Origin of the sequence: uncultured Azohydromonas sp., from assembly GCF_937926365.1 — a bacterium.
GTDB lineage: Bacteria > Pseudomonadota > Gammaproteobacteria > Burkholderiales > Burkholderiaceae_C > Azohydromonas.
In genome coordinates this window covers 1-26,905 of record NZ_CALAOH010000145.1, presented here as the reverse complement: position 1 = coordinate 26,905, position 26,905 = coordinate 1, and the positions used below count along the sequence as shown (strand labels likewise).

At 65.2% G+C, this 26,905-nt stretch carries 42 protein-coding genes, 1 tRNA gene and 1 pseudogene; 2 read left to right on the top strand and 42 right to left on the bottom strand.

The window, feature by feature from the left end; all coding sequences use genetic code 11:
* Nucleotides 1-229 precede the first annotated feature (229 nt).
* From Q0741_RS15760 to def, 7 genes are all read right to left on the bottom strand, one after another.
* On the bottom strand, nt 230-1,423 hold the full coding sequence (locus Q0741_RS15760; protein WP_298234149.1) for a phosphoglycerate kinase: 1,194 nt from the start codon (nt 1,421-1,423) through the stop codon (nt 230-232).
* A gap of 62 nt (nt 1,424-1,485) precedes the next feature.
* Complete coding sequence (locus Q0741_RS15755) at nt 1,486-1,815, bottom strand: AzlD domain-containing protein (RefSeq protein ID WP_298234148.1); 330 nt, start codon at nt 1,813-1,815, stop codon at nt 1,486-1,488.
* Nucleotides 1,812-2,540, bottom strand: coding sequence for an AzlC family ABC transporter permease (locus Q0741_RS15750; RefSeq protein ID WP_298234147.1), 729 nt, complete (start codon nt 2,538-2,540; stop codon nt 1,812-1,814). The genes Q0741_RS15755 and Q0741_RS15750 overlap by 4 nt, the downstream gene beginning before the upstream one ends.
* Nucleotides 2,541-2,571: 31 nt before the next feature.
* Nucleotides 2,572-2,913 carry a hypothetical protein gene (locus tag Q0741_RS15745; protein WP_298234146.1) on the bottom strand — a complete coding sequence of 114 codons (342 nt, stop codon included), beginning with the start codon at nt 2,911-2,913 and terminating at the stop codon, nt 2,572-2,574.
* 126 nt (nt 2,914-3,039) lie between these two features.
* Entirely contained in the window at nt 3,040-3,882 is an 843-nt protein-coding gene (gene htpX, locus Q0741_RS15740) for a zinc metalloprotease HtpX (protein ID WP_298234145.1), read from the bottom strand.
* A 114-nt stretch (nt 3,883-3,996) separates the two neighbouring features.
* Complete coding sequence (gene fmt, locus Q0741_RS15735; RefSeq protein WP_298234150.1) at nt 3,997-4,944, bottom strand: methionyl-tRNA formyltransferase; 948 nt, start codon at nt 4,942-4,944, stop codon at nt 3,997-3,999.
* A gap of 47 nt (nt 4,945-4,991) precedes the next feature.
* Entirely contained in the window at nt 4,992-5,507 is a 516-nt protein-coding gene (def, locus tag Q0741_RS15730; RefSeq protein ID WP_298234144.1) for a peptide deformylase, read from the bottom strand.
* A 226-nt stretch (nt 5,508-5,733) separates the two neighbouring features.
* Between def and dprA the strand changes: the two genes are divergently transcribed.
* Both dprA and Q0741_RS15720 read left to right on the top strand, forming a co-directional pair.
* Nucleotides 5,734-6,933 carry a DNA-processing protein DprA gene (dprA, locus tag Q0741_RS15725; RefSeq protein WP_298234143.1) on the top strand — a complete coding sequence of 400 codons (1,200 nt, stop codon included), beginning with the start codon at nt 5,734-5,736 and terminating at the stop codon, nt 6,931-6,933.
* A gap of 76 nt (nt 6,934-7,009) precedes the next feature.
* The gene (locus tag Q0741_RS15720) at nt 7,010-7,462 is read left to right on the top strand and encodes a DUF494 family protein (protein WP_298234142.1); all 453 of its coding nucleotides are present in this window, start codon (nt 7,010-7,012) and stop codon (nt 7,460-7,462) included.
* Between the two features lie 101 nt (nt 7,463-7,563).
* Here the strand turns inward: Q0741_RS15720 and secF are convergent, their stop codons facing one another.
* The 35 genes and pseudogenes from secF to Q0741_RS15545 form a co-directional block, all read right to left on the bottom strand.
* Nucleotides 7,564-8,589 (bottom strand): protein translocase subunit SecF, encoded by a 1,026-nt coding sequence (gene secF / locus Q0741_RS15715; RefSeq protein ID WP_298234141.1) that lies wholly within the window; start codon nt 8,587-8,589, stop codon nt 7,564-7,566.
* A gap of 26 nt (nt 8,590-8,615) precedes the next feature.
* A complete protein-coding gene (secD, locus tag Q0741_RS15710) occupies nt 8,616-10,496 on the bottom strand; it encodes a protein translocase subunit SecD (protein ID WP_298234140.1) in 1,881 nt (626 codons plus the stop codon).
* A 66-nt stretch (nt 10,497-10,562) separates the two neighbouring features.
* Nucleotides 10,563-10,886: a preprotein translocase subunit YajC gene (gene yajC, locus Q0741_RS15705; protein ID WP_298234139.1), complete on the bottom strand. Its 324-nt coding sequence runs from the start codon at nt 10,884-10,886 to the stop codon at nt 10,563-10,565.
* 219 nt (nt 10,887-11,105) lie between these two features.
* Nucleotides 11,106-11,182 (bottom strand) — tRNA-Met (locus tag Q0741_RS15700).
* A gap of 165 nt (nt 11,183-11,347) precedes the next feature.
* Nucleotides 11,348-11,749, bottom strand: a complete 402-nt coding sequence (rplQ, locus tag Q0741_RS15695) for a 50S ribosomal protein L17 (RefSeq protein WP_298234138.1) — start codon at nt 11,747-11,749, stop codon at nt 11,348-11,350.
* A gap of 128 nt (nt 11,750-11,877) precedes the next feature.
* Nucleotides 11,878-12,864, bottom strand: coding sequence for a DNA-directed RNA polymerase subunit alpha (gene rpoA / locus Q0741_RS15690; protein WP_028997274.1), 987 nt, complete (start codon nt 12,862-12,864; stop codon nt 11,878-11,880).
* A 157-nt stretch (nt 12,865-13,021) separates the two neighbouring features.
* Entirely contained in the window at nt 13,022-13,645 is a 624-nt protein-coding gene (rpsD, locus tag Q0741_RS15685) for a 30S ribosomal protein S4 (protein WP_298234137.1), read from the bottom strand.
* 198 nt (nt 13,646-13,843) lie between these two features.
* Nucleotides 13,844-14,248 (bottom strand): 30S ribosomal protein S11, encoded by a 405-nt coding sequence (gene rpsK, locus Q0741_RS15680; protein ID WP_066342452.1) that lies wholly within the window; start codon nt 14,246-14,248, stop codon nt 13,844-13,846.
* A 30-nt stretch (nt 14,249-14,278) separates the two neighbouring features.
* Entirely contained in the window at nt 14,279-14,644 is a 366-nt protein-coding gene (rpsM, locus tag Q0741_RS15675; protein ID WP_028997277.1) for a 30S ribosomal protein S13, read from the bottom strand.
* A 38-nt stretch (nt 14,645-14,682) separates the two neighbouring features.
* A complete protein-coding gene (gene rpmJ / locus Q0741_RS15670; protein WP_028997278.1) occupies nt 14,683-14,796 on the bottom strand; it encodes a 50S ribosomal protein L36 in 114 nt (37 codons plus the stop codon).
* A gap of 26 nt (nt 14,797-14,822) precedes the next feature.
* Nucleotides 14,823-15,041, bottom strand: a complete 219-nt coding sequence (gene infA, locus Q0741_RS15665; RefSeq protein WP_009855680.1) for a translation initiation factor IF-1 — start codon at nt 15,039-15,041, stop codon at nt 14,823-14,825.
* Between the two features lie 7 nt (nt 15,042-15,048).
* On the bottom strand, nt 15,049-16,359 hold the full coding sequence (secY, locus tag Q0741_RS15660; protein WP_298234136.1) for a preprotein translocase subunit SecY: 1,311 nt from the start codon (nt 16,357-16,359) through the stop codon (nt 15,049-15,051).
* A 12-nt stretch (nt 16,360-16,371) separates the two neighbouring features.
* On the bottom strand, nt 16,372-16,812 hold the full coding sequence (gene rplO / locus Q0741_RS15655; protein WP_298234135.1) for a 50S ribosomal protein L15: 441 nt from the start codon (nt 16,810-16,812) through the stop codon (nt 16,372-16,374).
* 33 nt (nt 16,813-16,845) lie between these two features.
* On the bottom strand, nt 16,846-17,028 hold the full coding sequence (rpmD, locus tag Q0741_RS15650) for a 50S ribosomal protein L30 (RefSeq protein WP_298234134.1): 183 nt from the start codon (nt 17,026-17,028) through the stop codon (nt 16,846-16,848).
* A 20-nt stretch (nt 17,029-17,048) separates the two neighbouring features.
* Complete coding sequence (gene rpsE / locus Q0741_RS15645; protein ID WP_043458339.1) at nt 17,049-17,567, bottom strand: 30S ribosomal protein S5; 519 nt, start codon at nt 17,565-17,567, stop codon at nt 17,049-17,051.
* Nucleotides 17,568-17,579: 12 nt separating this feature from the next.
* Nucleotides 17,580-17,948, bottom strand: a complete 369-nt coding sequence (gene rplR, locus Q0741_RS15640; protein WP_298234133.1) for a 50S ribosomal protein L18 — start codon at nt 17,946-17,948, stop codon at nt 17,580-17,582.
* Nucleotides 17,949-17,959: 11 nt separating this feature from the next.
* The gene (rplF, locus tag Q0741_RS15635) at nt 17,960-18,493 is read right to left on the bottom strand and encodes a 50S ribosomal protein L6 (protein WP_298234132.1); all 534 of its coding nucleotides are present in this window, start codon (nt 18,491-18,493) and stop codon (nt 17,960-17,962) included.
* 13 nt (nt 18,494-18,506) lie between these two features.
* Nucleotides 18,507-18,902: a 30S ribosomal protein S8 gene (rpsH, locus tag Q0741_RS15630; protein ID WP_298234131.1), complete on the bottom strand. Its 396-nt coding sequence runs from the start codon at nt 18,900-18,902 to the stop codon at nt 18,507-18,509.
* Nucleotides 18,903-18,926: 24 nt separating this feature from the next.
* Nucleotides 18,927-19,232: a 30S ribosomal protein S14 gene (gene rpsN, locus Q0741_RS15625; RefSeq protein WP_298234130.1), complete on the bottom strand. Its 306-nt coding sequence runs from the start codon at nt 19,230-19,232 to the stop codon at nt 18,927-18,929.
* An 8-nt stretch (nt 19,233-19,240) separates the two neighbouring features.
* Entirely contained in the window at nt 19,241-19,795 is a 555-nt protein-coding gene (rplE, locus tag Q0741_RS15620) for a 50S ribosomal protein L5 (RefSeq protein ID WP_298234129.1), read from the bottom strand.
* A 12-nt stretch (nt 19,796-19,807) separates the two neighbouring features.
* Nucleotides 19,808-20,125, bottom strand: a complete 318-nt coding sequence (gene rplX, locus Q0741_RS15615; protein WP_028997288.1) for a 50S ribosomal protein L24 — start codon at nt 20,123-20,125, stop codon at nt 19,808-19,810.
* A 22-nt stretch (nt 20,126-20,147) separates the two neighbouring features.
* Complete coding sequence (gene rplN, locus Q0741_RS15610) at nt 20,148-20,516, bottom strand: 50S ribosomal protein L14 (protein WP_028997289.1); 369 nt, start codon at nt 20,514-20,516, stop codon at nt 20,148-20,150.
* A 272-nt stretch (nt 20,517-20,788) separates the two neighbouring features.
* The gene (locus tag Q0741_RS15605; protein ID WP_298234128.1) at nt 20,789-21,307 is read right to left on the bottom strand and encodes a peroxiredoxin; all 519 of its coding nucleotides are present in this window, start codon (nt 21,305-21,307) and stop codon (nt 20,789-20,791) included.
* A gap of 92 nt (nt 21,308-21,399) precedes the next feature.
* Entirely contained in the window at nt 21,400-21,687 is a 288-nt protein-coding gene (rpsQ, locus tag Q0741_RS15600; RefSeq protein ID WP_043458341.1) for a 30S ribosomal protein S17, read from the bottom strand.
* A complete protein-coding gene (gene rpmC, locus Q0741_RS15595; RefSeq protein ID WP_298234127.1) occupies nt 21,684-21,884 on the bottom strand; it encodes a 50S ribosomal protein L29 in 201 nt (66 codons plus the stop codon). The genes rpsQ and rpmC overlap by 4 nt, the downstream gene beginning before the upstream one ends.
* 14 nt (nt 21,885-21,898) lie before the next feature.
* Nucleotides 21,899-22,315 (bottom strand): 50S ribosomal protein L16, encoded by a 417-nt coding sequence (rplP, locus tag Q0741_RS15590; protein ID WP_028997293.1) that lies wholly within the window; start codon nt 22,313-22,315, stop codon nt 21,899-21,901.
* A gap of 12 nt (nt 22,316-22,327) precedes the next feature.
* On the bottom strand, nt 22,328-23,143 hold the full coding sequence (gene rpsC, locus Q0741_RS15585; protein ID WP_298234126.1) for a 30S ribosomal protein S3: 816 nt from the start codon (nt 23,141-23,143) through the stop codon (nt 22,328-22,330).
* Nucleotides 23,144-23,159: 16 nt separating this feature from the next.
* Nucleotides 23,160-23,489: a 50S ribosomal protein L22 gene (rplV, locus tag Q0741_RS15580; protein ID WP_028997295.1), complete on the bottom strand. Its 330-nt coding sequence runs from the start codon at nt 23,487-23,489 to the stop codon at nt 23,160-23,162.
* A gap of 12 nt (nt 23,490-23,501) precedes the next feature.
* Nucleotides 23,502-23,777, bottom strand: coding sequence for a 30S ribosomal protein S19 (rpsS, locus tag Q0741_RS15575; RefSeq protein WP_028997296.1), 276 nt, complete (start codon nt 23,775-23,777; stop codon nt 23,502-23,504).
* Between the two features lie 15 nt (nt 23,778-23,792).
* Nucleotides 23,793-24,617 carry a 50S ribosomal protein L2 gene (rplB, locus tag Q0741_RS15570; protein ID WP_298234125.1) on the bottom strand — a complete coding sequence of 275 codons (825 nt, stop codon included), beginning with the start codon at nt 24,615-24,617 and terminating at the stop codon, nt 23,793-23,795.
* Entirely contained in the window at nt 24,617-24,931 is a 315-nt protein-coding gene (gene rplW, locus Q0741_RS15565) for a 50S ribosomal protein L23 (protein WP_028997298.1), read from the bottom strand. Before rplW ends, rplB begins: the two co-directional genes overlap by 1 nt.
* Nucleotides 24,928-25,548, bottom strand: coding sequence for a 50S ribosomal protein L4 (rplD, locus tag Q0741_RS15560; protein ID WP_298234124.1), 621 nt, complete (start codon nt 25,546-25,548; stop codon nt 24,928-24,930). The genes rplW and rplD overlap by 4 nt, the downstream gene beginning before the upstream one ends.
* A complete protein-coding gene (gene rplC / locus Q0741_RS15555; RefSeq protein WP_298234123.1) occupies nt 25,548-26,219 on the bottom strand; it encodes a 50S ribosomal protein L3 in 672 nt (223 codons plus the stop codon). The genes rplD and rplC overlap by 1 nt, the downstream gene beginning before the upstream one ends.
* Before the next feature lie 212 nt (nt 26,220-26,431).
* The gene (rpsJ, locus tag Q0741_RS15550; RefSeq protein ID WP_019561663.1) at nt 26,432-26,743 is read right to left on the bottom strand and encodes a 30S ribosomal protein S10; all 312 of its coding nucleotides are present in this window, start codon (nt 26,741-26,743) and stop codon (nt 26,432-26,434) included.
* 91 nt (nt 26,744-26,834) lie between these two features.
* Nucleotides 26,835-26,905, bottom strand: a pseudogene (locus Q0741_RS15545) (elongation factor Tu); the annotation flags it as partial.

Genomic DNA, 26,905 nt, shown 5'->3' with positions numbered 1-26,905 from the left:
ACTCGCGCGCGGCATCGCGCAGGGCCAGCTCGGCCGGGGACATGGAGGCTTCTTCGGACATGGTTGTCTCTTCCAGGGGAGGTGTTGTCAGGTCGAAGTAAGGCGTCAGCAACGCCGACGGCTGCGCCGGCCGGGCGCGCGCGGCGTCCGTGCCGGATGGTCAGTGCGAAGGGGAATGGCAGGTAGGAGCGAAAACCCGGCGCCTCATGGGCGCCGGGTTTGCTGGGAATCAGCCCGCGGCGCGGCGCGAGAGGATTTCGAAGGCCGGCAGGGTCTTGCCCTCCAGCACTTCCAGGAAGGCACCGCCGCCGGTGGAGATGTAGCCCACGTCGGCTTCGATGCCGTACTTGGCGATAGCAGCCAGCGTGTCGCCGCCACCGGCAATGCTGAAGGCGTCACTCTCGGCGATGGCGCGGGCGACGGCCTCGGTGCCCTTGGAGAAGGCATCGAACTCGAACACGCCCACCGGACCGTTCCAGACGATGGTGCCCGCAGCCTTGAGCTGCGCAGCGAGCTTCTCGGCGGTCTTGGGACCGATATCCAGGATCAGGTCGTCAGCTTCCACCTCGGCGGCGGCCTTGACGCTGGCCGGCGCGTCAGCGGCAAAGCGCTTGGCGGTAACCACATCCTCGGGAATGGGCACCTCGGCGCCGCGGGCCTTCATGGCTTCGATCACGGCCTTGGCTTCCTGCACCAGGTCCGGCTCGGCCAGGCTCAGGCCGATGGGCAGACCGGCAGCCAGCATGAAGGTGTTGGCGATACCACCGCCCACGATCAGGCCGTCCACCTTCTCCGACAGCGCCTTCAGGATAGTGAGCTTGGTGCTGACCTTGGAGCCGGCCACGATGGCCACCAGCGGGCGCTTGGGGTTGGCCAGCGCCTTGGAGATGGCGTCGATCTCGGCCGCCAGCAGCGGGCCAGCGCAGGCCACCGGCGCGAACTGCGCGATGCCGTAAGTGCTGGCCTCGGCGCGGTGCGCAGTGCCGAAGGCGTCGTGCACGAAGATGTCGCACAGGGCGGCCATCTTGCGAGCCAGCTCTTCCTTGTTCTTCTTCTCGCCCTTGTTGAGGCGGCAGTTCTCGAGCAGCACCACTTGGCCCGGTGCAACCTGCACGCCATCCACCCAGTCGCTCACCAGCGGCACCTCGCGGCCCAGCAGTTCGCCCAGGCGCTGCGCCACGGGCGCCAGCGAGTCCTCGGGCTTGAACTCGCCCTCGGTGGGACGGCCCAGGTGCGAAGTCACCATCACCGCGGCGCCGGCGTCCAGCGCCATGCGGATGCATGGGATGGAGGCACGGATGCGGGTGTCCTCGGTGATGCGGCCGGAGTCGTCCTGCGGCACGTTGAGATCGGCCCGGATGAAGACGCGACGACCGGCCACCTGGCCTTGGGCGACGAGATCGGAGAAGCGAAGAACGTTCATGGAGAGCGAGCGCCGGAGAGCGGGACATATTCCCGAAAGGCGACGATTCTAGGCCCGCCTCATCACCACCCCAGCCCGAGGCGCAACACGAGCAGCACGGCGGTGCCGCTGACGATGGTGCCCAGGATGCCCCGGCGCCACCAGAACCACGCGCTGCCGGCGGCCACGGCGAAGAGCCGCGCGTCCTGCCAGGTGTGGATGAGTTCGCCCTGCGTCATCACCACCTCTGGCACCACCACCGCCGCCAGCGCGGCCAGCGGCGCGTAGCGCAGGCCCTGCTTGAGCCAGGCCGGCAGCGGCATCTCGCGCTGCGACAGGAAGAAGAAGCTGCGCGTGAGCACCGTGATCAGGCCCAGCCCGAGGATCGTGAGGACGGCCTCCGCCCCGCTCATGCCGACCTCCGCTGCCGGGGCAGTTGCTCCATCAACAGCCCCATCGCCACCGCCGCGGCGATGGCCACCACGATGTTCAGCCGCAGCGGCAGCGCGTAGGCCGCCACCGCCGCACAACCCGCCACCGCGGCCGCCACCCAGGTGGCGCGGTCGGACAGCAGCGTGTTCATCAGCCCCAGCAGCGCCAGCGTGCCGGCGAAGCCCAGGCCCCAGTGCGTGGGCACGCGCTCGCCCAGCAGGATGCCGGCGACGGAGGGTATCTGCCAGGCACACCAGTTCAGCGACACACCGCCCCAGAAGTACGGCAACTGCTCCGCCGACGGCCGCGGCTCGCGGAAGCGCTTCATGAACAGCACGTAGTTCAGGTCGGCCGTGAAGTAGCCCAGCCGCAGCCGCTGGACCAGCGGCAGGTGCGCGAAGTACGGGCGCCACTGCGCGCTGAAGATGACGAAGCGCAGGTTCACGCACAGCGCCGTGGCCCACACCACCCACACCGGCGCGCCCGCGGCAATGAGTGGCAGCGCAGCCAGCTGCGCGCTGCCGGCGAAAACCACCATCGACATCAGCAACGACAGCGGCACGCCCAGCGCCTTGACCATGGCCACGCCCGTCACCAGCCCCCAGGCCGAGATGCCTGGGGCAATGGACATCATCTCGCGCGCCCCGGTACGGAAGGCCGGATGGCGCCATGGCGGCAGCGTGCCGCCTTCAGAACCCAACTTCATTGCCGGGATTGTGCCCGGGCGCCGGCGAGGCTCAGCTCTTGCGCGCCTTGGTGCCGGGGCGGGACTGCTCGGCGACGTCGGCCGAGGAAGCTGCGGAGGAGGCTGCGGACGCACTGGGAGGCGCCGCCGAGAGTTGCGGCGAAACCGCCTGGATGCTGTTCTCGCGCATGTAATCGTTCATCTCACGCCAGCCGGCGAAGATGGCGGCCTTGTCAGCCTTGCGGTTGAGCGTGAAGCAGTCCTCGATGGCCCGCCCGGCATGACGACAGGCGGCGCCGATGGCCTTGCTCTCGGCCTCGCGCCGCACCGCGACGGTGTTCGCGGACTCATAGCCCAGCTGCTCACAGCCCGCGAGCGCGAGGACGACAAGCAACAGGGATAGGCGCGGAGTCACAGCCGGGACGGGTAGAAGAAGGCGACCCTTCCTTATCGACGCGCAGCGACCAAACTTGACCCGTCCACGCGTGCGCATTGCACACGCGCAGCGGATTTCCCTGCTTCAGCGCGCCATGGCCAGCAGCCGCGCCACGCGTTCCTCGGTGGAGGGGTGGGTGCTGAAGAGGCCCTTCAGGCCGCCACCCGACAGTGGATTCATGATCATCATCTGCGCCGTCTCGGGATGGCGCTGGGCCGCGGCCAGCGGGATGCCGGTGGCGTAGGCATGAATCTTCTCCAGTGCGCTGGCCAGCGCGCGCGGGTCGCCGCTGATCTCGGCGCCGCCGCGGTCGGCCTCGAACTCGCGCGCGCGGCTGATGGCCATCTGAATCAGGCTCGCTGCCAGCGGCGCCAGCAGCGCCACCAGCAGGCCCACCAGCGGATTGGTGGGACGGCCCTCGTCGTCGCGGCCGCTGAAGAACATCGCGAAGTTGGCCAGCATCGACACCGCACCGGCCATGGTGGCGCTGATGGTGCTGATGAGGATGTCGCGGTGCTTCACGTGCGCCAGTTCGTGCGCCATGACGCCGCGCAGCTCGCGGTGGTTGAGCACGCGCAGGATGCCGGTGGTGGCGGCCACAGCGGCGTTGTCCGGGTTGCGGCCGGTGGCGAAGGCGTTGGGCGAGTCCTCGTCAATGAGGTACACGCGCGGCATCGGCAGCCCGGCACGCTGCGCCAGCTCCTGCACCATGCCGTAGAAGTAGGGCTCGGACTGCGCATCGACCTCGCGCGCGCTGTACATCTTCAGCACGAGCTTGTCGCTGAACCAGTAGCTGAAGAAGTTCATGCCCAGCGCCACCAGCAGAGCCAGTGTCATGCCGGCGCGGCCGCCGATGAGATGGCCGATGGCCATGAACAGCGCGGTGATGGCGGCCATCAGGATGGCCGTCTTCATCATGTTGAACATCGTTTCGATTCCCCGGTGGGTTGCTCTCTCTGGCCGATAGATGCGGGCCGCGGCCTCAAGTTCAATCGGCCCGTGCCGGGAAGCGCGCAGCGGACCGTGCGGGCCCGCGGCGGCTCATCCCGCCAAGCTGCGGCCCGCGCCCAGCGCCAGCTGCTGCTGAAAAACGCGCACTGGCACCCGCTTGCCGCCTGGGCGCTGCAGTTCCAGCAGTGTCAGGGCGCCCTCTCCGCAAGCCACGACCAGCTCCTGCGCATCGGCACGAAGCACCATGCCGGGCGGCCCGGAGAGATCGGGCCGCATTGCCGCGCGCCAGAGCTTCACGGCTTGCCCGTCAAGGTTGAAGCTCATGCCCGGGAAAGGATCGAAGGCACGCACGCGGCGCTCGATCAGCGCGGCTGGCTGGCTCCAGTCGATCGCACCCTCTGTCTTCTCGATCTTGTGCGCGTAGCACACGCCCTCGGCCGGCTGCGGCACGCGCGGCAGGCGGTCGAGCTCGCGCAGGGCCTGCACGATGGACTCGGCGCCCAGCGCCGCCAGGCGGTCGTGCAGCGTCGCGGAACTTTCGTTCGGAGTCAGGTCCAGTGCGTGCACCAGCAGCATGTCGCCGGTGTCCAAACCCTCGTCCATCTGCATGATGGTGATGCCGCTTCGTGCATCGCCCGCCTCCACCGCGCGCTGGATCGGCGCAGCGCCGCGCCAGCGCGGCAGCAGCGAGCCGTGGATGTTGAGGCAGCCACGCGGCGGCAGGTCCAGCACCCAGCGCGGCAGGATCAAGCCATAGGCTGCGACCACCATCACGTCGGCGCGGGCGGCCTGCAAGGTTTCGCGCGCGGCAGCGGCGTCCTCGGGGTATTTACCGTCCAAGCGCAAGCTGCGCGGCTGCGCCACCGGGATGTCCTGCTCCAGCGCCAGTTGCTTCACCGCCGAAGGCTGCAGCTTCATGCCGCGCCCAGCGGGGCGATCGGGCTGCGTGAGCACCAGTGGCACGGTGAAGCCACCGTCCAGGATCGCCCGCAACGCCACGCGGGCGAATTCCGGCGTGCCAGCATAGGCCACGCGCAGCGGCGCGTCGGCGGTGTCGGGAGCCGCCGTTCCGGGTGTGGCGCCGCTCATGCGCGCTGCAGCTCTTCTCGGTTCTTCTTGAGCAGTTTGGTCTTGATGCGCTCGCGCTTGAGAGGGCTCAAGTACTCGACGAAGACCTTGCCCAGCAGGTGATCCAGCTCGTGCTGCACACACACGGCGGTCAGCCCCTCGGCCTCGAACTCCTGCACGTTGCCGTCTCGGTCCAGCGCACGCACCCTGACGCGGGCATGCCGCTGCACCTTGTCGTAGATGGCCGGCACCGAGAGACAGCCCTCGTCGCCCACGATCATTTCCTCGCTGCGTTCGATGATCTCGGGGTTGATCAGCACCACCGGCTGATCTCGCGTCTCGGAGGTGTCCATCACCACCAGACGCTCATGCACATTGACCTGCGTGGCGGCCAAACCGACGCCATCAGCGGCGTACATGGTCTCCAGCATGTCGGCAGCGAGGCGGCGGATGCGCTCGTCCACCGCCTTCACCGGGGCGGCGACGGTGTGCAGGCGAGGATCGGGATAACGCAGGATAGGAAGCTGGGCCATGGCGCAAGGCCCCCGGCGTCGCGACGCTCAGTGGCGAGACGCTGCGCGACAAGAACTGCACAGCGATCGGGGCCACAGCCTGCGGCACGCCTGGGGGCAGAATCAGGTGATACCGGGCCTGCATTTTCGCCCATCGGTCAGGCCGTCACCGGCGTGTGCCCATGAACCGCAGCGCCCTGGCGCCCCAATGCCGTGCAAGCGCTGCACCGACCAGGAGCCTTGCACCATGACCCTTTCATCCCCGGAGCACGCCTTTACGGAGCCGCCGCCTGCCGCCGACCATCTTTTTCCACGTGCGGGCGAGGACGAGCTCCGAGCGTGGCTGCGCCTGGTGCTGAGCGTGGGTCGGGTGACGGCACGGCGGCTGCTGTCGGCGCTGGGCACCCCGCAGCAAGTATTCGACAGCCCGGCCGAGGCGTTGCGGGATCTGGTGACGCCAGCCCAGTCCCAGGCACTGGCGGCGCCACCTGCGGAACTCGAACGCTGCCTGGCTCAGACGCTGAACTGGCTGGACGGCGGCGTGGACCGGCATGTGGTGACGCTGGGCGACCCGTTGTACCCGGCGGTGCTGCTCGACACCGCCGATCCGCCACTGCTGCTGTACCTGCGCGGCCGCCACGAGTTGCTCACCCGGCCGGGTCTGGCCATCGTCGGCAGCCGCAACCCCAGCGCCCAGGGCGCGGACAACGCCGCCGCCTTCGCCCGCTTCTTCAGCGAGGCCGGCTGGACCATCGTCTCGGGCCTGGCGCTGGGCATCGACGGTGCCGCGCACGAAGGTGCGCTGGCGGGTCCGGGCAGCACCATGGCGGTGCTGGGCACGGGCATCGACCGGCTCTACCCGGCGCGCCACCATGCCCTGGCGCTGCGCATTGCGGCCCACGGACTCCTGATCAGCGAGTTCCCCATGGGCACGCCGCCGCTGCGGGAGAACTTTCCGCAGCGCAACCGGCTCATCGCCGGGCTGACTCGAGGCACGCTGGTGGTGGAGGCAGCGTTGCAGTCCGGCTCCCTGATCACGGCTCGGCTGGCTGCAGAAAACGGCCGGGAGGTGTTTGCCATTCCGGGCTCAATCCATGCACCACAGTCGCGCGGCTGCCATGCGCTCATCAAGCAAGGGGCCAAGCTGGTGGAAAGTGCCCAGGACATCCTGGAGGAGTTGCAGATGGTGCAGAAAAACGGTTCTCAACCCGCAGGGTCCGGCCGTACGGCGTCGAAGCCTGCTTCAGCCACGCCATCCCCGGCCGACAACGGCCCACCCGATGCGGTATTGGCGGCGCTGGGACATGACGCCGCGACATTGGACATGCTGATCGACCGCACCGGCTGGCCTGCACCCGCACTGGCGGCGCGGCTGCTGGAGTTGGAACTGGAGGGCCGGCTGCAACGCTTGCCCGGCGGGCTGTACCAGCGCCGCAGCCTGGCTTGAGCGCATCGCGGCGCTGTCCACACGGGCATCCTTCCTGCAAGCCTGCGTTCAGATACCCTGAGCTATAGTGAGTCCCATGTTCGACGTGCTCGTCTACCTGTACGAAAACTACTGGCGCCCCGACGCTTGTCCCGATCACGACCAGCTCACGCGCAAGCTTTCGGCGGTGGGCTTCGAGACTGACGACATCGAGGAAGCGCTGAGCTGGCTAGACGGTCTGGCCGGCGTAGCCGAGTCCTGTGCGCATGCCCAGGCACCCACGAGCATGCGTGTGTACACCGCCACGGAGCGCGAGTTGCTGGGCGATGCCTCCATCGGTTTCATCAGCTTCCTGGAAGGCGCCAGTGTGCTGCCGCCCCTCATGCGCGAAATGGTGATCGACCGTGCCAGCGCCATCGGCCGCGTGCCGCTGGAATTAGAAGACCTGAAGATCATCGTGTTGATGGTCTTCTGGAGCCTGGGCGAGGAACCCGATGCCTTGATCCTCGACGAGTTGTTCGTGGACGACGCGGAGCGCATCATCCACTGAGCGATTCAGCCAGCGTGCCGGGCCGCTCTAGCCGCCTGGATGCACCAACCAAAAGACAAGGGCCGCGATCGCGGCCCTTGTGCTTCATGGGGTCTGCGGCGTCACACCGCGGCGCCGGCGTTGGGATCGTTGGGATCCGAACTGCCGCGCGAGGAAACCTTCACCAAGTCTTCGCGCTTGACGCCCAGCCACATGGCGATGGCGGCGGCGACAAACACCGAGGAGTAGATGCCGAACAGGATGCCGATGGTCAGCGCCACGGCGAAGTAGTGCAGCGTCGGGCCGCCGAACAGCAGCATCGCCAGCACCATCATCTGCGTCGAGCCATGCGTGATGATGGTGCGGCTGATGGTGCTGGTGATGGCGTGGTCGATCACCTGCGTCGTGCTCATCTTGCGGTACTTGCGGAAGGTCTCGCGAATCCGGTCGAAGATCACGACTGACTCATTGACCGAGTAACCCAGTACCGCCAGTACCGCCGCCAGCACGGCCAACGAGAACTCCCATTGGAAGTAAGCGAAGAAGCCCAGGATGATGACCACGTCGTGCAGGTTGGCGATGATGCCGGCCACAGCGAACTTCCATTCGAAGCGGATCGCCAAGTAGATCATGATCCCCAGCACCGTCATGCCCAGTGCCAGTGCGCCATCGCGCGCGAGCTCTGAACCGACGGAGGGGCCGACGAACTCGGTGCGCGAGAGCTTCAGCGGCTCGCTGCCATCGGCAGCCATGCAGGCTTGACGCGTTGCGTCGCCTTCACCGGGCCGCGTTTCCACGCGGCCCTGCGCCGCCTGGCACAGCGCGCCAAAGACGCGAGTGGCCACCTCGCTTTGCTTCACGTCGCCGCGCACGGGCAGCCGAATGAGCACGTCACGCGCGGTGCCAAAGTTCTGCACTTGCACCTCGCCAAAGCCCAGCGACTCCACCGCGGTGCGCGTGCGGTCGATCTCGGCCGGCTGCGCATAGTTGACCTCCAGCACCGTACCGCCCGTGAACTCGATGGACAGGTGCAGGCCGCGCGTGACCAGGAAGAACACAGCTGCGGCGAAAGTCAGGAACGAAATGACGTTGAACACCAGCGCATGCCGCATGAACGGAATGTCGCGCCGGATGCGAAAGAACTCCATGCAGGTCTCCGGAGGCTACTACTGCTTCAGGCCTTGGCGGCCGGGGTATCGCCCTCGGGGCGCCAGACTTGGCCAATGGACACCGACTTCAGGCGCTTCTTGCGCCCGTACCAGAGGTTGACCAGGCCACGCGAGAACATCACGGCCGAGAACATCGAGGTCAGGATGCCCAGGCAGTGCACGACGGCGAAGCCACGCACCGGGCCCGAGCCGAAAGCCAGCAGCGCCACACCGGCAATGAGCGTGGTGACGTTGGAGTCCAGGATGGTGGCCCAGGCACGCTCGTAGCCGGCATGGATAGCCGTCTGCGGGGCAGAGCCGTTGCGCAGTTCCTCACGCACGCGCTCGTTGATGAGCACGTTGGCGTCGATGGCCATGCCCAGCGTCAGCGCGATGGCCGCGATGCCCGGCAGCGTCAGCGTCGCCTGCAGCATGGACAGCACCGCCACCAGCAGCAGCAGGTTGAAGGCCAGCGCCAGCGTGGAGAACACACCGAACAGCAGGTAGTAGGCGCACATGAACGCGGCAATGGCGAGGAAGCCGTACAACACGCTGTTGAAGCCCTTGGCGATGTTGTCGGCGCCCAGGCTCGGGCCGATGGTGCGCTCCTCGATGATCTCCATGGGCGCGGCCAGCGAGCCCGCACGCAGCAGCAGCGCCGTGTCGTTGGCTTCCTGCGTCGTCATGCGGCCCGAGATCTGGACGCGTCCGCCGGAAATTTCCGAGCGGATCACGGGGGCGGTAACGACTTCACCCTTGCCCTTTTCGAACAGCAGGATGGCCATGCGCTTGCCCACGTTCTCGCGCGTAACGTCGCGGAAGATGCGCGCACCCTTGGCATCGAGCGTGAGGTGCACCGCGGGTTCCTGGGTCTGGCCGTCGAAGCCTGCCTGGGCGTCGGTGAGGTTCTCGCCGGTGAGGATGACTTGGCGCTTAACGATCAGCGGCGCGCCGCCGCGCTCGACGTAGCGCTCGGTGCCAAAGGGCACTGGGCCCGAGCCCACGGCAGCCGCAGCCGCCTCGGCGCTGTCGTCCACCAGGCGCACTTCCAGCGTGGCCGTACGGCCGATGATGTCCTTGGCCTTTGCGGTGTCCTGCACGCCGGGCAACTGCACCACGACACGGTCTGTGCCTTGCTGCTGGATCACCGGCTCGGCCACACCGAGTTCGTTGACGCGGTTGTGCAGCGTGGTGATGTTCTGCTTGAGCGCGGCCTCCTGCACGGCGCGCGCCGCCTGCGGCTTGAGCACACCGGCCAGACGCAGGTCGTTACCCTCACCCGCAGGCGTCCATTGCAGGTCGGGCAGTTGGGTGGTGAGCAAGCTCTGGGCGCTGGCAAGCGTGGCGGCGTCGCGGAAGCGGACTTCCACGTTGTTGCCCTCGCGCGAGATCCCGGCGTGACGCACATTCTTGTCACGCAGCAGCGTGCGCACGTCGCCAGCCACCGACTCGGCTTTCTTGGTCTGCGCCGCCCGCATGTCCACCTGCATGAGGAAATGCACCCCGCCGCGCAGATCCAGGCCCAGGTACATGGGCAGCGCGTGCAGCGACGTGAGCCAAGCCGGCGAACGGCTGACCAGATTGAGCGCGACGATGTAGGTCGGGTCAGTCGGATCGGTGTTGAGAGCTCGGTTGAGGGCGTCCTTCGCCTTGAGCTGCGTATCCGGGTCGGTGAAGCGCGCACGCACCGAATTGCTGTCGAGTTGCACGAAGTCGGGCTGCGCGCCCGACTGCTTCAACACGTCCTCCACGCGCTGCGTCAGCGCGGCATCGACCTTCACGGTGGCCTTGCCGCTGGAGACCTGGACCGCAGGGGCCTCGCCAAAGAAGTTGGGCAGCGTATACACGAGCCCGACCAGCAGCGCGATCGCCAAGATCGCGTATTTCCACCAGGGATAGCGGTTCATCGATGGTTCCTCGCGCCGCGCGAACCCGGCGCCTGCGACCGCCCGCCAGGACGGGCACGCCGCGGATTACTTGAAGGTGCCCTTGGGCAGCACCTGCACCACGGCACTACGCTGCACCTGCATTTCCACGCCGTTGGCGACTTCGATATGGATGAAGCTCTCGCCGAGCTTGGTGACCTTGCCCAACAGACCGCCGGCGGTCACCACCTCGTCGCCCTTGGCCAGGGCGGAGATCATGGCCTTGTGCTCCTTCTGCCGCTTCATCTGGGGACGAATCATGATGAAGTACAGCACCACGAACATCAGCACCAGGGGCAGCATGCTCATCAGGCTGTCAGTGGCGGAGGCGGCCGGAGCGGCGGCTTGAGCAAAGGCAGGGGAAATCAACACGGCAGGTGTTCCTTGTTCTGTAAGGTGTCCAGCGCCCGCGCTACCGACGGCGGCGCAAAGCAGGGAACCCGAGATTCTAAGCGGCGGTCAAGCCATCATCGGAGTGGCTTGGAGCGACAACCCAGCCTGCGCGTTCCCCTGGCGCCAACTACCGCACGTGCATAACGCAGGGCCCAAAGACAAACAGGCCGTCACATGGACGGCCTGTTTCAACTTGTTTGGTTGCGGGGGCTGGATTTGAACCAACGACCTTTGGGTTATGAGCCCAACGAGCTACCAGACTGCTCCACCCCGCGACTGAAGAATTGAATTCTAGCAAGGCTTCTGATGCCACGCAAGGCGTATTGCAAAAATTTTGTGGATGCCCGAACGCCACCAGACAGCAGCCCTGCCTCAAAGGTGCCACTAGAAATGAAAAAGCCCGCGCAGGGCGGGCTTCTGTGCTGTATCGCCGAAGAGACTTATTCAGCAGCAGCTTCGGTGGCCGACACAGCTTCGGTCGGCTCCGGGCGGTCCACCAGCTCAACATAGGCCATGGGGGCGTTGTCGCCAACGCGGAAACCCATCTTCAGGATGCGGGTGTAGCCACCCGGACGAGTCTTGAAACGCGGACCCAGGTCGTTGAACAGCTTGACGACGATATCGCGGTCACGCAAGCGGTCGAAAGCCAGGCGGCGATTGGCCAGCGTAGGCTCTTTGGCCAACGTGATCAGCGGCTCGACGACGCGGCGCAGTTCCTTGGCCTTGGGCAGCGTGGTCTTGATGGCCTCGTGCTGCAGCAGCGACACACACATGTTGCGCAGCATGGCGGCGCGATGTTCGCTGGTACGGTTGAGCTTACGGGGGCCGTTACGGTGGCGCATGGTGCTTTCCTTTCCTTATCAAAACCCCCGGCCGGATCAGGTACCGGGGGGTGCACCGGGCCGCCCGCCAAGGCAGCCCTATTTCTATCTCGTTGATCAGACGCAGTGGAAACTGCCCCTGGCGTCCGTCAACGCTTGTCGAGGCCTTGCGGCGGCCAGTTCTCCAGCCGTGCGCCCAGCGTCAGGCCGCGCGAGGCCAGCACTTCCTTGATCTCGTTGAGCGACTTGCGGCCCAGGTTGGGCGTCTTGAGCAGCTCAGTCTCGGTGCGCTGGATGAGATCACCGATGTAGTAGATGTTCTCGGCCTTGAGGCAGTTGGCCGAGCGCACCGTGAGCTCAAGCTCGTCCACCGGACGCAACAGGATCGGGTCGAACTGGGCGCTGCGCTGTGCGGGCTGGTCAAAGGCGGCGATCTCGTTGCCTTCGAGCTGCGCAAACACGGCGAGTTGTTCCACCAGAATCTTGGCCGAGGCGCGGATGGCTTCCTCCGGCGAGATGGCGCCGTTGGTTTCGATCTCCATCACCAGCTTGTCGAGATCGGTACGCTGCTCCACGCGCGCATTCTCCACGGCGTAGCTCACGCGGCGCACGGGTGAGAACGAAGCATCGAGAACAATGCGGCCAATGGCCTTGGTCGGCTCGTCGCCGTAACGGCGCATGTTGCCCGGCACATAGCCGCGTCCCTTCTCAACCTTGATCTGCATGTCGAGCTTGCCGCCTTGTGACAGGTGCGCAATGACATGCTCGGGATTGATGATCTCGACGTCGTGCGGCGTCTGGATATCGCCGGCGGTAACGGGGCCCTCGCCTTCCTTGCGCAGCACCAGTGTGACCTCGTCACGGTTGTGCAGCCGGAACGTCACGCCCTTGAGGTTGAGCATGATGTGGACCACGTCTTCCTGCACGCCGTCGATCGTGGAGTACTCGTGAAGCACGCCCGCGATGGTGACTTCCGTCGGCGCGTAACCCACCATCGACGACAACAGCACACGACGCAGGGCGTTGCCCAGCGTGTGGCCGTAGCCGCGCTCGAACGGCTCGAGCGTCACCTCGGCACGGTGACCACCCAGCGACTCGACGTTAATGGCCTTGGGTTTCAGCAGATTGGTTTGCATTGAGTCCTGTTCCTGTCAATACCCTCGGCTCGTTACACCGATAAGGCTGATGGAGCTGCCGGGCCTAACGCAGCCCGCTGCACGCCCGGCATGCACAGCAGGTCTGCCGCCGCCATGCGCGCCGCGAATGCGGCGCACGGCGGCGAAAGCTCGCGCATCAGCGCGAGTAGAGTTCGACGATCAGCGACTCGTTGATCTCGGCACCGAATTCGTCGCGATCCGGGGCCTTCTTGAACACGCCTTCCATCTTGGCGATGTCCACCTGCACCCAGCCCGGCAGGCCGATGGAGTCAGCCAGCTTGAGCGCGTCCTGGATGCGCAGTTGCTTCTTGGCCTTCTCGCGCACGGCCACCACGTCACCCGGCTTGATCAGGTAAGAGGCGATGTTCACGACCTGACCGTTGACGGTCAGGGCCTTGTGCGACACCAGCTGGCGCGCTTCAGCGCGGGTGGAACCGAAGCCCATGCGGTAGACCACGTTGTCCAGGCGCGATTCCAGCAGCGACAGCAGGTTGGCGCCGGTGTTGCCCTTGCGGCGCTCGGCTTCGGCGAAATAGCGGCGGAACTGGCGCTCCAGCACGCCGTACATGCGCTTGACCTTCTGCTTCTCACGCAGTTGCAGGCCGAAGTCGCTGGTACGCGAGCCGGAGGTACGGCCATGCTGGCCGGGCTTGCTGTCAAACTTGGCCTTGTCGCTGATGGCGCGGCGGGCGCTCTTCAGGAACAGATCGGTGCCTTCACGGCGGGAAAGTTTGGCCTTGGGGCCGAGATAACGTGCCACGTGCTTGTCCTTGGAGGTCTGTCTGACGCGACGGCCAAAGCCTGCGCGCGAGTCTGGCGGGTCTTGTTGTGGAGACGCTCAGACGGTGGTCTTCATGGCCTGCGCCACCCGACTTGTACGCCGGACGCGCTGTTAGGCCCACTGTAAGCGCCAATGCCGCCCGAAGGCGGCGGCAAAGGGCGCGATTCTATACCGAGATCAGATGCGACGGCGCTTTTGAGGGCGGCAGCCGTTGTGCGGCACAGGCGTCACATCGGAAATCGACGTGATGCGAATGCCCAGCGAGGCCAGAGCACGCACCGAAGACTCGCGACCCGGGCCCGGGCCCTTGATCTTGACGTCCAGGTTCTTGATGCCTTGCTCTTGCGCCGCACGGCCGGCCGTTTCGGCAGCCACCTGCGCCGCAAACGGCGTGCTCTTGCGCGAGCCCTTGAAGCCCTGGCCGCCGGAGGAGGCCCAGGACAGGGCGCCGCCTTGGCGGTCGGTGATCGTGATAATCGTGTTGTTGAACGACGCGTGCACGTGCGCGATGCCGTCGGCGATGTTCTTGCGAACCTTCTTGCTGACGCGACGCGCGGCGGTGTTGGTAGGTGCCTTAGCCATGTTCGGTATCTCTCAATCGCTGCGAGCAGCTCACTTCTTGACCAGGGCGCCCGACTTGCGCGGACCCTTGCGGGTACGGGCATTGGTCTTGGTGCGCTGACCGCGCACGGGCAGGCCGCGGCGGTGGCGCATGCCACGGTAGCAGCCGAGGTCCATCAGCCGCTTGATGTTGATCGACATCTCACGACGCAGGTCGCCTTCGATGGTGAGGCGGCTGATCTCATCGCGGATCTTTTCCAGATCGGCGTCGGTGAGGTCCTTGACCTTCTTGGAGTAGGCAATGCCGACCGCGTCGCAGATCTTCTGCGCGGTGGTACGGCCAATACCGTAGATCGAGGTCAGGCCGATCTCGGTGTGCTTGTGCGGCGGGATGTTGATGCCGGCAATACGTGCCATGGAATACCTCTGTGTCCTGTCGTTGAGGGCTCAGCCGCTCAACCCTGGCGCTGCTTGTGGCGCGGGTCGGTGCAGATGACGCGCACCACGCCGTTGCGGCGGATGATCTTGCAATTGCGGCACATCTTCTTGACCGAAGCTGCTACTTTCATGGTCTTCTCCTTGACCTTTCAATGACTCATTTCGCCCGGAAGACGATGCGAGCGCGACTCAAATCGTAAGGGGTGAGCTCCACGGTGACCTTGTCGCCGGGAAGAATGCGGATGTAGTGCATACGCATCTTTCCAGAGATGTGGCCGAGCACCACGTGCCCGTTTTCAAGCTTCACCCGGAAGGTGGCGTTGGGCAGGTTCTCGAGAATCTCGCCCTGCATCTGGATGACGTCGTCTTTGGCCATGCGCGTCTCAGCTTGCCTTGAAGTTCGCCTTCTTCAGCAGCGACTCGTACTGCTGGCTCATCACGTAGCTCTGGACCTGAGCCCAGAAGTCCATCGTCACCACCACGATGATCAGCAGCGAGGTGCCACCGAAGTAGAACGGGACGTTGTACTTCAGCACCAGGAACTCAGGCAGCAGACACACCAGCGTGATGTACGCCGCACCCGCCAACGTCAGACGCGAGAGGATGCGGTCAATGTGCCGCGCCGTGTTCTCGCCCGGACGGATACCCGGAATGAACGCACCGCTCTTCTTCAGGTTGTCCGCCGTCTCACGGCTGTTGAATACCAGCGCCGTGTAGAAGAAGCAGAAGAAGACGATCATCGCCGCGTACAGCAGCACGTAGATCGGCTGTCCCGGCGACAACGCACCCGAGAGATCCTTCAGCCACGTCAGACCCTCGCCGGTGGCGAACCAACCGACGATCGTCGCGGGCAGCAGGATGATCGACGACGCGAAGATCGGCGGAATCACGCCCGACATGTTGAGCTTCAAGGGCAAGTGCGACGATTGGCCGCCGTAGACCTTGTTGCCCACCTGACGCTTGGCATAGTTCACCAGGATCTTGCGCTGACCCCGTTCGACGAACACGACGAAGTAGGTCACCAGCACGACGATGGCAATGATGAACAGCGCCGCGATGATGCTCATCGCGCCGGTGCGCACCAACTCGAACAGACCACCCACTGCGCCCGGCAGGCCCGCGGCGATGCCCGAGAAGATCAGGATCGAGATACCGTTGCCCAGACCACGCTCAGTGATCTGCTCACCCAGCCACATCAGAAACATCGTGCCAGCCACCAGGCTCACGACGGTCGTCATGCGGAAGCCGAAACCCGGCGACAGCACCAGACCCTGCGAGCCTTCGAGCGCAAGCGCGATGCCCAGCGACTGGAACAGCGCGAGACCCAACGTGCCGTAGCGCGTGTACTGCGTGATCTTGCGCCGCCCGGCCTCGCCTTCCTTCTTGAGCGACTCCAGCGAAGGCACGACGTAGGTCATCAGTTGCATGATGATCGACGCCGAGATGTACGGCATGATGCCCAACGCGAACACCGTGAAGCGCGACAGCGCTCCGCCGGAGAACATGTTGAACAGGCTCAGGATGCCGCCCGACTGGCTCTTGAAGAGCTGCTGCAGTTGCTGCGGGTCGATCCCCGGCACCGGGATATGGGCGCCGATGCGATAGACCACCAGCGCAAGCACCAGGAACACGAGCCGACGACGCAGGTCGCCGAACTTCCCGCTCTTGGCCAGTTGGTTCGCTGAAGTAGCCAAGGTCGCAGGTCCTTAAGCGTTGCTGGCCAGGCTGCCGCCGGCCGCCTCGATCGCCGCCTTGGCGCCCGCGGTGGCACCAATGCCCGACAGCGTGACCGCACGGGTCAGCTCACCGGACTTGATCACCTTCACGTTGCGCGCGATCTCGGGCACCAGGCCGGCGGCCTTGAGCACCACGAGGTTCACCTCCGTGGCCTCGAGCTGCTGCAGCTCGGCCAGGGTGATCTCGGCGTTGTACTTCAGCGAAGCCGACTTGAAGCCGCGCTTGGGCAGGCGGCGCTGCAGCGGCATCTGGCCGCCTTCGAAGCCCACCTTGTGGAAGCCGCCGGCACGCGACTTCTGGCCTTTGTGGCCGCGACCCGCAGTCTTGCCCAGGCCCGAGCCGATGCCGCGCCCGACACGGCGCTTGGCATGCTTGGCGCCCGAGGCGGGCTTGATGGTGTTGAGTTGCATGGTTCGATTCCTTGTGCCTGGTCCCGTGGATGCTTAGAGCACCTTCACGAGGTAGGCGACCTTGTTGATCATGCCGCGCACAGCAGGCGTGTCCTCGAGGACAGACTCGCTGTTGAGCTTGCGCAGACCCAGGCCGCGCACGGTGTCGCGGTGGGACTGCTTGGTGCCGATCACGCTGCGCACCAGCTTGATCTTCAGGGTTTGCTTGTCAGCCATGGTTGTTCTCCGCGTGCGGCTCAGCCGAAGATTTCTTCGACCGTCTTGCCGCGCTTGGCCGCGACTTCGGCCGGCGTGGTGGAGCGGCGCAGCGCGTCCAGCGTGGCACGCACCATGTTGTAGGCGTTCGAGGAGCCCAGGCTCTTGGCCACGATGTCCGTGACACCCATCACCTCGAAGACGGCACGCATCGGGCCGCCGGCAATGATGCCGGTACCGGCCGGCGCGGGGGCCAGCAGCACCTTGGCCGCGCCGTGCTCGCCGCGCACGTTGTGGTACACGGTGCCGTTCTTCAGCGCCACCTTGAACATGTTGCGACGGGCGGCTTCCATGGCCTTCTGCACCGACACCGGCACTTCCTTGGCCTTGCCCTTGCCCATGCCGATGCGGCCGTCGCCATCACCCACCACCGTCAGAGCCGCGAAGCTCATGGTGCGGCCGCCCTTGACGACCTTGGTGACGCGGTTGACCGCGATCATCTTTTCCTTCAGACCGTCGTCGTTGCCTTCAGTCTGAGCGCGAGGTTGAAACTTTGCCATGTTGGATCCTGGTCAGAACTGCAGGCCGGCTTCGCGAGCGGCCTCGGCCAGCGCCTTGACGCGACCGTGATAGGCGAAGCCCGCGCGGTCGAAGGCAACCTTCTCGATGCCGGCGGCCTTGGCCTTCTCGGCAATGCGCTTGCCAATCAGGGTCGCGGCGGCGACATTGCCACCCTTGCCTTCGGCGCCCAGTTGCTCGCGCACTTCCTTCTCGGCGGTCGAGGCGCTCACGAGCACCTTGGTGCCGCAGTCGGAGATGACGCTGGCGTAGATGTGCAGGTTGGAGCGGAACACCGTCAGGCGCGCCACGCGCTGCACGGCGATGCGCGCACGCGTCTGGCGCGAGCGGCGGATGCGCTGATCCTTCTTGTTGATGGTCATGCTGCCACTCCTTACTTCTTCTTGGTCTCTTTGAGGACCACGCGCTCGTCGCTGTAGCGGATACCCTTGCCCTTGTAAGGCTCGGGCGGACGGATAGCGCGCACTTCAGCGGCCACCTGACCCACCACCTGGCGATCGGCACCCTTGATGAGAATCTCGGTCTGGGTCGGGCACTGCACGGTGATGCCGGCAGGCATGTCCTTGACCACAGGATGAGAGAAGCCCACCTGCAGGTTCAGCTTCTGGCCCTGCGCCTGAGCGCGGAAACCCACACCCACCAGGTTGAGCTTGCGCTCGAAGCCCTTGCTCACGCCCGTGACCATGTTGTTGACCAGCGCGCGCAGCGTGCCGCTCATGGCATTGGCTTCGGCGCTGTCATTGACGGGGACGAAGCGCAGCGTGCCGGCTTCGTTGCTCACCGTCACCAGCGAGCTCAAGGGACGGGACAGCGTGCCTTGCGCGCCCTTGACGGTAATTTGTTCGGCCGTCACCGACACGTCCACGCCCTGCGGGACGGCGATGGGCATTTTTCCAACGCGGGACATTGCTCGTCTCTCCTTAGGCCACGTAGCACAGCACCTCGCCGCCGATGCCGGCAGCGCGCGCCTTGCGGTCCGTCATCACGCCCTTCGGGGTGGTGACGATCGCCACGCCCAGGCCGTTCATGACCTGAGGAATGTCGTGACGGCCCTTATAGATGCGCAGACCCGGGCGGCTCACGCGCTCGATGCGCTCGATCACCGGACGGCCCGCGTAGTACTTCAGCGCGATCTCCAGCTCAGCCTTGCCCGCCTCGCCCTTGATGGCGAAGCCGTCGATGTAACCCTCGTCCTTGAGGACCTGGGCAATCGCCACCTTCAGCTTGGACGACGGCATGGACACGCTGGCCTTGTCAACGCTCTGAGCGTTGCGGATGCGCGTCAGCATGTCGGCGATCGGATCACTCATGCTCATTCGAAATCTCCTGCTCTCGCCGACTTACCAGCTGGCCTTGACGACACCGGGGATGTCGCCCTTGAACGCCAGTTCACGGATCTTGGTACGTGCCAGACCAAACTGGCGGAAGGTGCCACGGGGACGACCGGTGATCTCGCAACGATTGCGCAGACGGGTCGGGTTGGCGTTGCGGGGCAGCTTCTGCAGCTCCAGACGCGCGGCGTAGCGCTCTTCTTCCGAACGCTTGGCATCGTCGATGATGGCCTTGAGCTCGGCGTACTTCTTGGCGAACTTGGCGACCAGCTGTTCGCGCTTCAGCTCGCGCTGAATGAGAGAAAGTTTAGCCACAGGTCACCTCAGTTCTTGAACGGGAAACGGAAGGCCTGCAGCAGGGCCTTGCATTCGTCGTCGGTCTTGGCCGTCGTGGTGATGCTGATGTTCAGACCACGGATGGCGTCGATCTTGTCGTACTCGATCTCGGGGAAAATGATCTGTTCCTTGACGCCAACGTTGTAGTTGCCGCGACCGTCGAAGGAACGACCCGAGATGCCGCGGAAGTCACGCACGCGCGGCAGCGCGATGGTGACGAAGCGGTCCAGGAATTCGTACATCTGCACGCCGCGCAGCGTGACCATGCAGCCGATGGGCACGTTCTCGCGGATCTTGAAGCCGGCGATGGCCTTCTTGGACTTGGTGATCACGGGCTTCTGGCCAGCGATCTTGGTGAGGTCGCCCACGGCGTGGTCCATCACCTTCTTGTCCGACACCGCCTCGCTCACACCCATGTTGAGCGTGATCTTGGTCAGGCGCGGTACTTCCATCACCGACTTGTAGCCGAACTTCTTCATGAGGTCCGGCACGATCTTTTCGCGGTACTGCTGCTGCAGACGAGCGGTTTGTTGATTAGCCATTCGAACCTCGCCTTAAGCTTGAATCTCGTCGCCGCTGGACTTGTACACGCGCACCTTCTTGCCGTCGGCCAGCAGCTTGACGCCGACGCGATCAGCCTTGCCGGTAGCGGCGTTAAAGATGGCAACGTTGGACTGGTGGATCGGCATGGTCTTGTCGACCACGCCACCGGTCGTGCCCTTCATCGGATTGGGCTTGACGTGCTTCTTCGCAACGTTCACGCCTTCGACGATCAGGTAGGAATCGTCCACGCGCTGCGTCACGGTGCCACGCTTGCCCTTGTCGCGGCCGGTCAGCACGATGACCTGGTCGCCCTTGCGAATCTTGTTCATGGTCTGTCCTTTGACCTGGGGCTCAGAGCACTTCGGGCGCGAGCGAGACGATCTTCATGAAACGCTCGGTACGCAGTTCACGCGTGACCGGGCCGAAGATGCGGGTGCCGATGGGCTCGAGCTTGTTGTTCAGCAGCACGGCGGCATTGCCGTCGAACTTCACCAGCGAGCCGTCCTGACGGCGCACGCCCTTGGCAGTGCGCACCACCACGGCGCTGTAAACCTCGCCCTTCTTGACGCGACCACGAGGCGCAGCTTCCTTGATGCTGACCTTGATGATGTCGCCAATGCCGGCATAACGACGCTTGGAACCGCCGAGCACCTTGATGCACATGACGGATTTGGCGCCCGTGTTGTCAGCGACGTCGAGTCGCGATTGCATTTGGATCATGTCTGTCCCCAACTTGCCCCAGAGCGACAACAACGTCGCACCGGTCAGTCTTGGGCCCGTCGCACCGGCGGCTAAAACGAACGCTCAGACAGCCGGCGATTGGGGCGGATCCGGGGGCCTTGCCTGCGCCGCTGTAACTGGACGCAAGCCGGCCTTCCGGCGAAGCTGCTGATTATGCAGCGGAATTTCACACCGTGTCAAGACATGGCACGGCGCGTGGTCATGAGGCCCGAACGCCGCCCGACGGACGGCTCCGGGCCTGGAGAACAACTTCAGCCTTGGCGCAGAGCGCGCGCCTGGGCCAGCAAGGTCTGCGCGTCGCTGACCTCAAACTTGCCCGGCGCCTCCACGTTGAGTGTGCGCACCACGCCGTCGACCACCAGCATGGAGCAACGCTGCAGCCGCTTGCCCAGGCCACGGCCGGTGAGGTCCAACTCCAGTCCGGCGGCACGGGCGAAGTCGCCGTTGCCGTCAGCCATCATGCGCACCTTGCCGACCGCGCCCTGCGCACGGCCCCAGGCACCCATGACGAAAGCGTCGTTCACGGACACGCACCAGATTTCATCCACGCCAGCGGCCCTGAGCTCGTCGGCCGCCGCCACATAGCCCGGCACATGCTGCGCCGAGCAGGTCGGGGTGAAAGCGCCGGGCAGCCCGAAGAGGGCCACCGTGCGTCCAGCAGTGGACTTGGCAATGTCAAAGGCGTTGGGGCCCAGACTGCAGCCCTCCCCTTCGACTTCGATGAATTCGTACAGCGTGCCCTCGGGCAGCCGGTCGCCGACTTTCAGCATGGCCTTGATCTCCTGTGACGGAAAAGAAAAACGGCCGCCACGCCGGGAATCCGACGCAGGCGGCCGCTCGTGCGGACGCTGGGGCCCTAAGGTCAGACGGTCCGAGCCTTCTCGACCAGGCGCGTCACGACCCAGGACTTGGTCTTGGAAATCGGACGGCTTTCCGTGATCTCGACCGTGTCGCCGACCTTGTACTCGCCGTTCTCATCGTGGGCATGGTACTTGTTCGAGCGCGCAACAATCTTGCCGTAGAGCTCGTGCTTGACGCGACGCTCCACCAGCACCGTCACGGTCTTGGCACGCTTGTCGCTGACGACCTTGCCGATGAAGGTACGGACGACCTTGGTCTTGCCTTCGGCGTTTTGGGCTTGGGCGTTCATTGGGCGGCTTCCTTCTTCTTCTGAGCCAGCACGGTCTTGGCGCGGGCAATGTCGCGGCGCGTCTTGCCCAAGGCGGTGTGGTTGCTCAGCTGTTGGGTCGCCTTCTGCATGCGCAGGCCGAAATGGGCCTTGAGCAGCTCGGAGATTTCCTTCTCCAGTTCGGCGACGTCCTTGGCGCGGAGTTCAGATGCTTTCATGAGGTTCTCCGATCTCAGGCGCCGACCTGGCGCGCCACGAAGGTGCAGCGCAGGGGCAGCTTGGCTGCGGCCAGCGTGAACGCTTCGCGGGCGAGCTGCTCGGGCACGCCGTTGATTTCGTAGAGCACCTTGCCCGGCTGGATCTCGGCCACGTAGTACTCGGGGTTGCCCTTGCCGTTACCCATACGGACTTCGGCAGGCTTTTGCGAGATCGGCTTGTCCGGGAAGATGCGGATGAAGATGCGGCCACCGCGCTTGATGTGGCGCGAGATGGCACGACGCGCAGCTTCGATCTGGCGGGCAGTGATGCGGCCGCGCTCGGTGGCCTTGAGGCCGAATTCACCGAACGACACATTGGCGCCGCGCGTGGCGATGCCGGTGTTGCGGCCCTTCTGTTCCTTGCGGAACTTGCGACGAGAGGGTTGCAGCATTGCTAGTTCTCCTTAGGCACCCGTGGGCGCCTTGCGCACGCGCTGCGGCGCGCCGCCGGCAGGCTTGTCGCTGCCACCGTCGCCGGAACGCGGACCACGGCCATCGGGACGGCCACGGCCGCCCGGACCCGGACGCGCATTGCGACGCGGACGACGCTCTTCTTCACCAGCGGGGGTCACGATGCCAGGGGCTTCGCCGCTGGCCAGACGGTCACCGCGGTACACCCACACCTTGACGCCGATGACGCCATAGGTCGTGCGCGCTTCCGAGAAGCCGTAGTCGATATCGGCCTTGAGGGTGTGCAGGGGCACGCGGCCCTCGCGGTACCACTCGGTGCGGGCGATCTCGATGCCGTTCAGACGACCGGCGCTCATGATCTTGATGCCCTGGGCGCCCAGGCGCATGGCGTTCTGCATCGCGCGCTTCATGGCACGACGGAACATGATGCGCTTTTCCAGCTGCTGGGTGATCGAGTCGGCGATCAGCTGCGCATCGACTTCGGGCTTGCGCACCTCTTCGATGTTCACCGCCACCGGCACGCCCAGACGCTTGGTCAGCTCGGCCTTCAGGTTCTCAATGTCCTCGCCCTTCTTGCCGATCACCACGCCCGGACGCGCCGAGAAGATGGTAATGCGCGCGTTCTTGGCGGGGCGCTCGATCAGCACGCGCGACACGGCAGCGTTCTTCAGGCGCTGACGCAGATAGTCACGCACCTGCAGGTCTTCGGCCAGCATGCCGGCGAAGTTGGTGTTCGACGCGTACCAGCGCGACGCCCACGCACGGGTGACGGGCAGGCGGAAGCCGGTCGGATGGATTTTCTGTCCCATAGTCTTCCTCAGCGCCTCAGTTGCCGACCGTCACGAAGATGTGGCAGGTGGGCTTGCTGATGCGGTTGCCGCGGCCCTTGGCACGCGCGGAAAAACGCTTGAGCGTGGCAGCCTGCTCGACATAGATCGAAGTCACCTTGAGCTCGTCGATGTCGGCGCCGTCGTTGTGCTCGGCGTTGGCGATCGCGGACTCCAGCGCCTTCTTGATGATGCCGGCGGCCTTCTTCTGCGTGAACGTCAGGATGTTGAGCGCCTGGTCCACCTTCTTGCCGCGGACCAAGTCGGCCACGAGGCGGCCCTTGTCGGCCGACAGGCGGACGCCGCGAACGATTGCACGGGTTTCCATGGTCGTCATCCTTTAGCGCTTGGCCTTCTTGTCGGCCGGGTGACCCTTGAAGGTCCGGGTCAGCGCGAACTCGCCCAGCTTGTGTCCGACCATCTGGTCGGACACGTACACGGGCACGTGCTGCTTGCCGTTGTGCACGGCGATCGTCAGGCCGATGAACTCGGGCAGGATCGTCGAGCGACGCGACCAAGTCTTGATCGGCTTCTTGTCCTTGATCGCCACGGCCTTCTCGACCTTGGCCAACAGGTGGTGGTCCACGAAAGGACCCTTTTTCAGAGAGCGTGCCATCTGGTGCTGCCCTTCTTACTTCTTGCGACGCGAGACGATGAACGTCTGCGTGCGCTTGTTGTTGCGGGTGCGGAAGCCCTTGGTCATCGTGTTCCACGGCGACACCGGCACCTGACCCTCGCCGGTGCGACCTTCACCACCACCGTGCGGGTGGTCCACCGGGTTCATGGCCACGCCACGCACCGTCGGACGGATACCCTTCCAGCGGATGGCACCGGCCTTGCCGTACTGGCGCAGACTGTGCTCTTCGTTGCTGACTTCGCCGATGGTGGCGCGGCATTCGATATGAACGCGGCGCACTTCACCGGAACGCAGTCGCACCTGGGCGTAGGTTCCTTCGCGAGCCATCAGCGTCACCGAGGTACCGGCCGAGCGCGCGATCTGCGCGCCCTTGCCCGGCAGCATCTCGACGCAGTGAATCGTCGAGCCCACGGGGATGTTGCGGATGGGCAGCGTGTTGCCGGCCTTGATCGGGGCCTCGGAGCCGCTGATCACGGTGGCGCCAGCTTCCAGGCCGCGCGGCGCAATGATGTAGCGACGTTCGCCGTCGGCATAGCACACCAGGGCGATGTGGGCCGTGCGGTTGGGGTCGTACTCGATGCGCTCAACCTTGGCCGGGATGCCGTCCTTGGTGCGCTTGAAGTCCACCACGCGGTAGTGGTGCTTATGGCCACCACCCTTGTGGCGCATCGTGATGTGGCCGTTGTTGTTGCGGCCGGCATTCTGCTTCTGGGGCTCCAGCAGCGAGGCTTCAGGAGCGCCCTTGTGCAGATGCTTGTGTACCACCTTCACCTGGGCACGGCGGCCCGGCGAAGTCGGTTTGATCTTGACGACAGCCATTACGCGGCCTCCCCACCGAAGTTGAGCTCCTGGCCTTCCTTGAGCGACACGTACGCCTTCTTGACGTGGTCGCGGCGGCCGATGGAGCGACCGAAGCGCTTGACCTTGCCCTTCTGGTTCACGGTCTGCACCGACTCGACCTCGACCTTGAACATCAGCTCAACAGCGGCCTTGATCTCGGGCTTGGTGGCGTTGCGCAGAACCTTGAACAGGACCTGGTTGTGCTTCTCGGAGACGCTCGTGGCCTTCTCGGACACGATGGGCGCCACCAGCACCTGGGCCAAACGGCCCTCGTCGAACTTGGGGGTGCTCATGCGAACATCTCCTTGAGTTGCTCGATCGCGCCCTTGGTCACCAGCACCTTCTTGTAGAAGACGAGCGACAGCGGGTCGGCGTAACGCGGCTCGACCACGAGCACGTTGGCCAGGTTGCGCGAGGCCAGCGCCAGGTTGTCGTCGATCTGGTCGGCGATCACGAGCACGGAATCCAGGCCCATGGCCTTGAACTTCTGGGCCAGCAGCTTGGTCTTGGGAGCCTCCACGGCCAGCGACTCGACCACGGCCAGGCGGCCTTCACGCGCGAGCTGCGAGAAGATGGCGGCCATGCCGGCGCGGTACATCTTCTTATTGACCTTCTGGCTGAAGTTTTCGTCCGGCGTATTCGGAAAAATCCGACCACCTCCACGCCACAGCGGCGAAGAGGTCATACCGGCACGAGCGCGACCGGTGCCCTTCTGACGGAACGGCTTCTTGGTCGAGTGGTGAACTTCGGCGCGCGTGAGCTGCTTGCGGGTGCCTTGACGGGCGTTGGCCTGGTAGGCCACGACGATCTGGTGCACCAGCGCTTCGTTGTAGTCACGAGCGAAAACGGTGTCGGGGGCGTCAACCTTGGCGGTGGCCTGACCCTGCTCGTTCAGGAGCTCGAGCTGCATTACTGGGCCCCTTTCTTAACCTTGACCTTGACGGCGGGACGCACGACCACGTGGCCGTTCTTCGACCCGGGGACGGCACCGCGCACCAGCAGCAGCGAGCGAGCCTCGTCCACGCGCACGATGTCCAGGTTCTGGGTGGTGACGGTCTCGTCGCCCATGTGGCCGGACATCTTTTTGCCCGGGAACACGCGACCCGGATCCTGCGCCATCGAGATCGAGCCCGGCACGTTGTGCGAACGGCTGTTACCGTGCGACGCGCGCTGCGAGCCGAAGTTGTGGCGCTTGATGGTGCCGGCAAAGCCCTTACCAATCGACGTGCCCTGCACGTCCACCAGCTGGCCCGCGGCGAACAGCGTCACCGGCACCGCGGCACCCGGCTGATACTGGGTGGCCACATCGGCGCTGACGCGGAATTCCTTGAGGACTTCAGCCGGCTCGACGCCAGCCTTGGCCAGATGGCCCGCCTCCGGCTTGGTCACACGCGAAGCCTTGCGCGTACCGAACGCCACCTGGATGGCGCTGTAGCCGTCGGTCTCTTCGGTCTTGACCTGGGCGACGCGGTTGTTGGACACGTCCAGCACCGTCACGGGCACGGCGTCGCCGTCGTCCGTGAAGATGCGCATCATGCCCACCTTGCGGCCCAGCAATCCGAGGCGATTGCTCAGACTCATGGTTCTTCTCCAGCCCCGCATGGCGAGGCCTTTGTTTCAGACACCCGACAACGATTGGCCGGGAGTGACATGGCCGGCAGCCCCCCCACGACAACTCCGTGGGAGGCCACCGGCCTGCGCAAAAGGCGCCCACGAAGGGCGCCCTTGTGCAAAGCCGGCGATTGTAGCAGACGAGGGAAACCCTACGCCAGCCCTAACCGCTCAGAGCGAGATCACTGCAGCTTGATCTCGACGTCCACGCCCGCGGGCAGGTCCAGCTTCATCAGCGCGTCCACCGTCTTGTCGGTCGGATCGACGATGTCCATCAGACGCTGGTGGGTACGGATCTCGAACTGGTCACGCGAGGTCTTGTTGACGTGCGGCGAACGCAGGATGTCGAAGCGCTGCATGCGCGTGGGCAGGGGCACGGGGCCCTTGACGATGGCGCCGGTGCGCTTGGCCGTGTCCACGATCTCGAGGGCCGACTGGTCGATCAGCTTGTAGTCGAAGGCCTTGAGGCGGATGCGGATCTTCTGCTTTTGCATGACGTTTCCTTGAAAGAGCGATGCGGCCCGCAGGCCGCGGTGTTGAAGGCGCAACCCGGGCCGTCACCGGCCCAGGCCGTCACGCAACGACTTACTCGATGATCTTGGCCACGACGCCGGCGCCGACGGTACGGCCGCCTTCGCGGATGGCGAAGCGCAGGC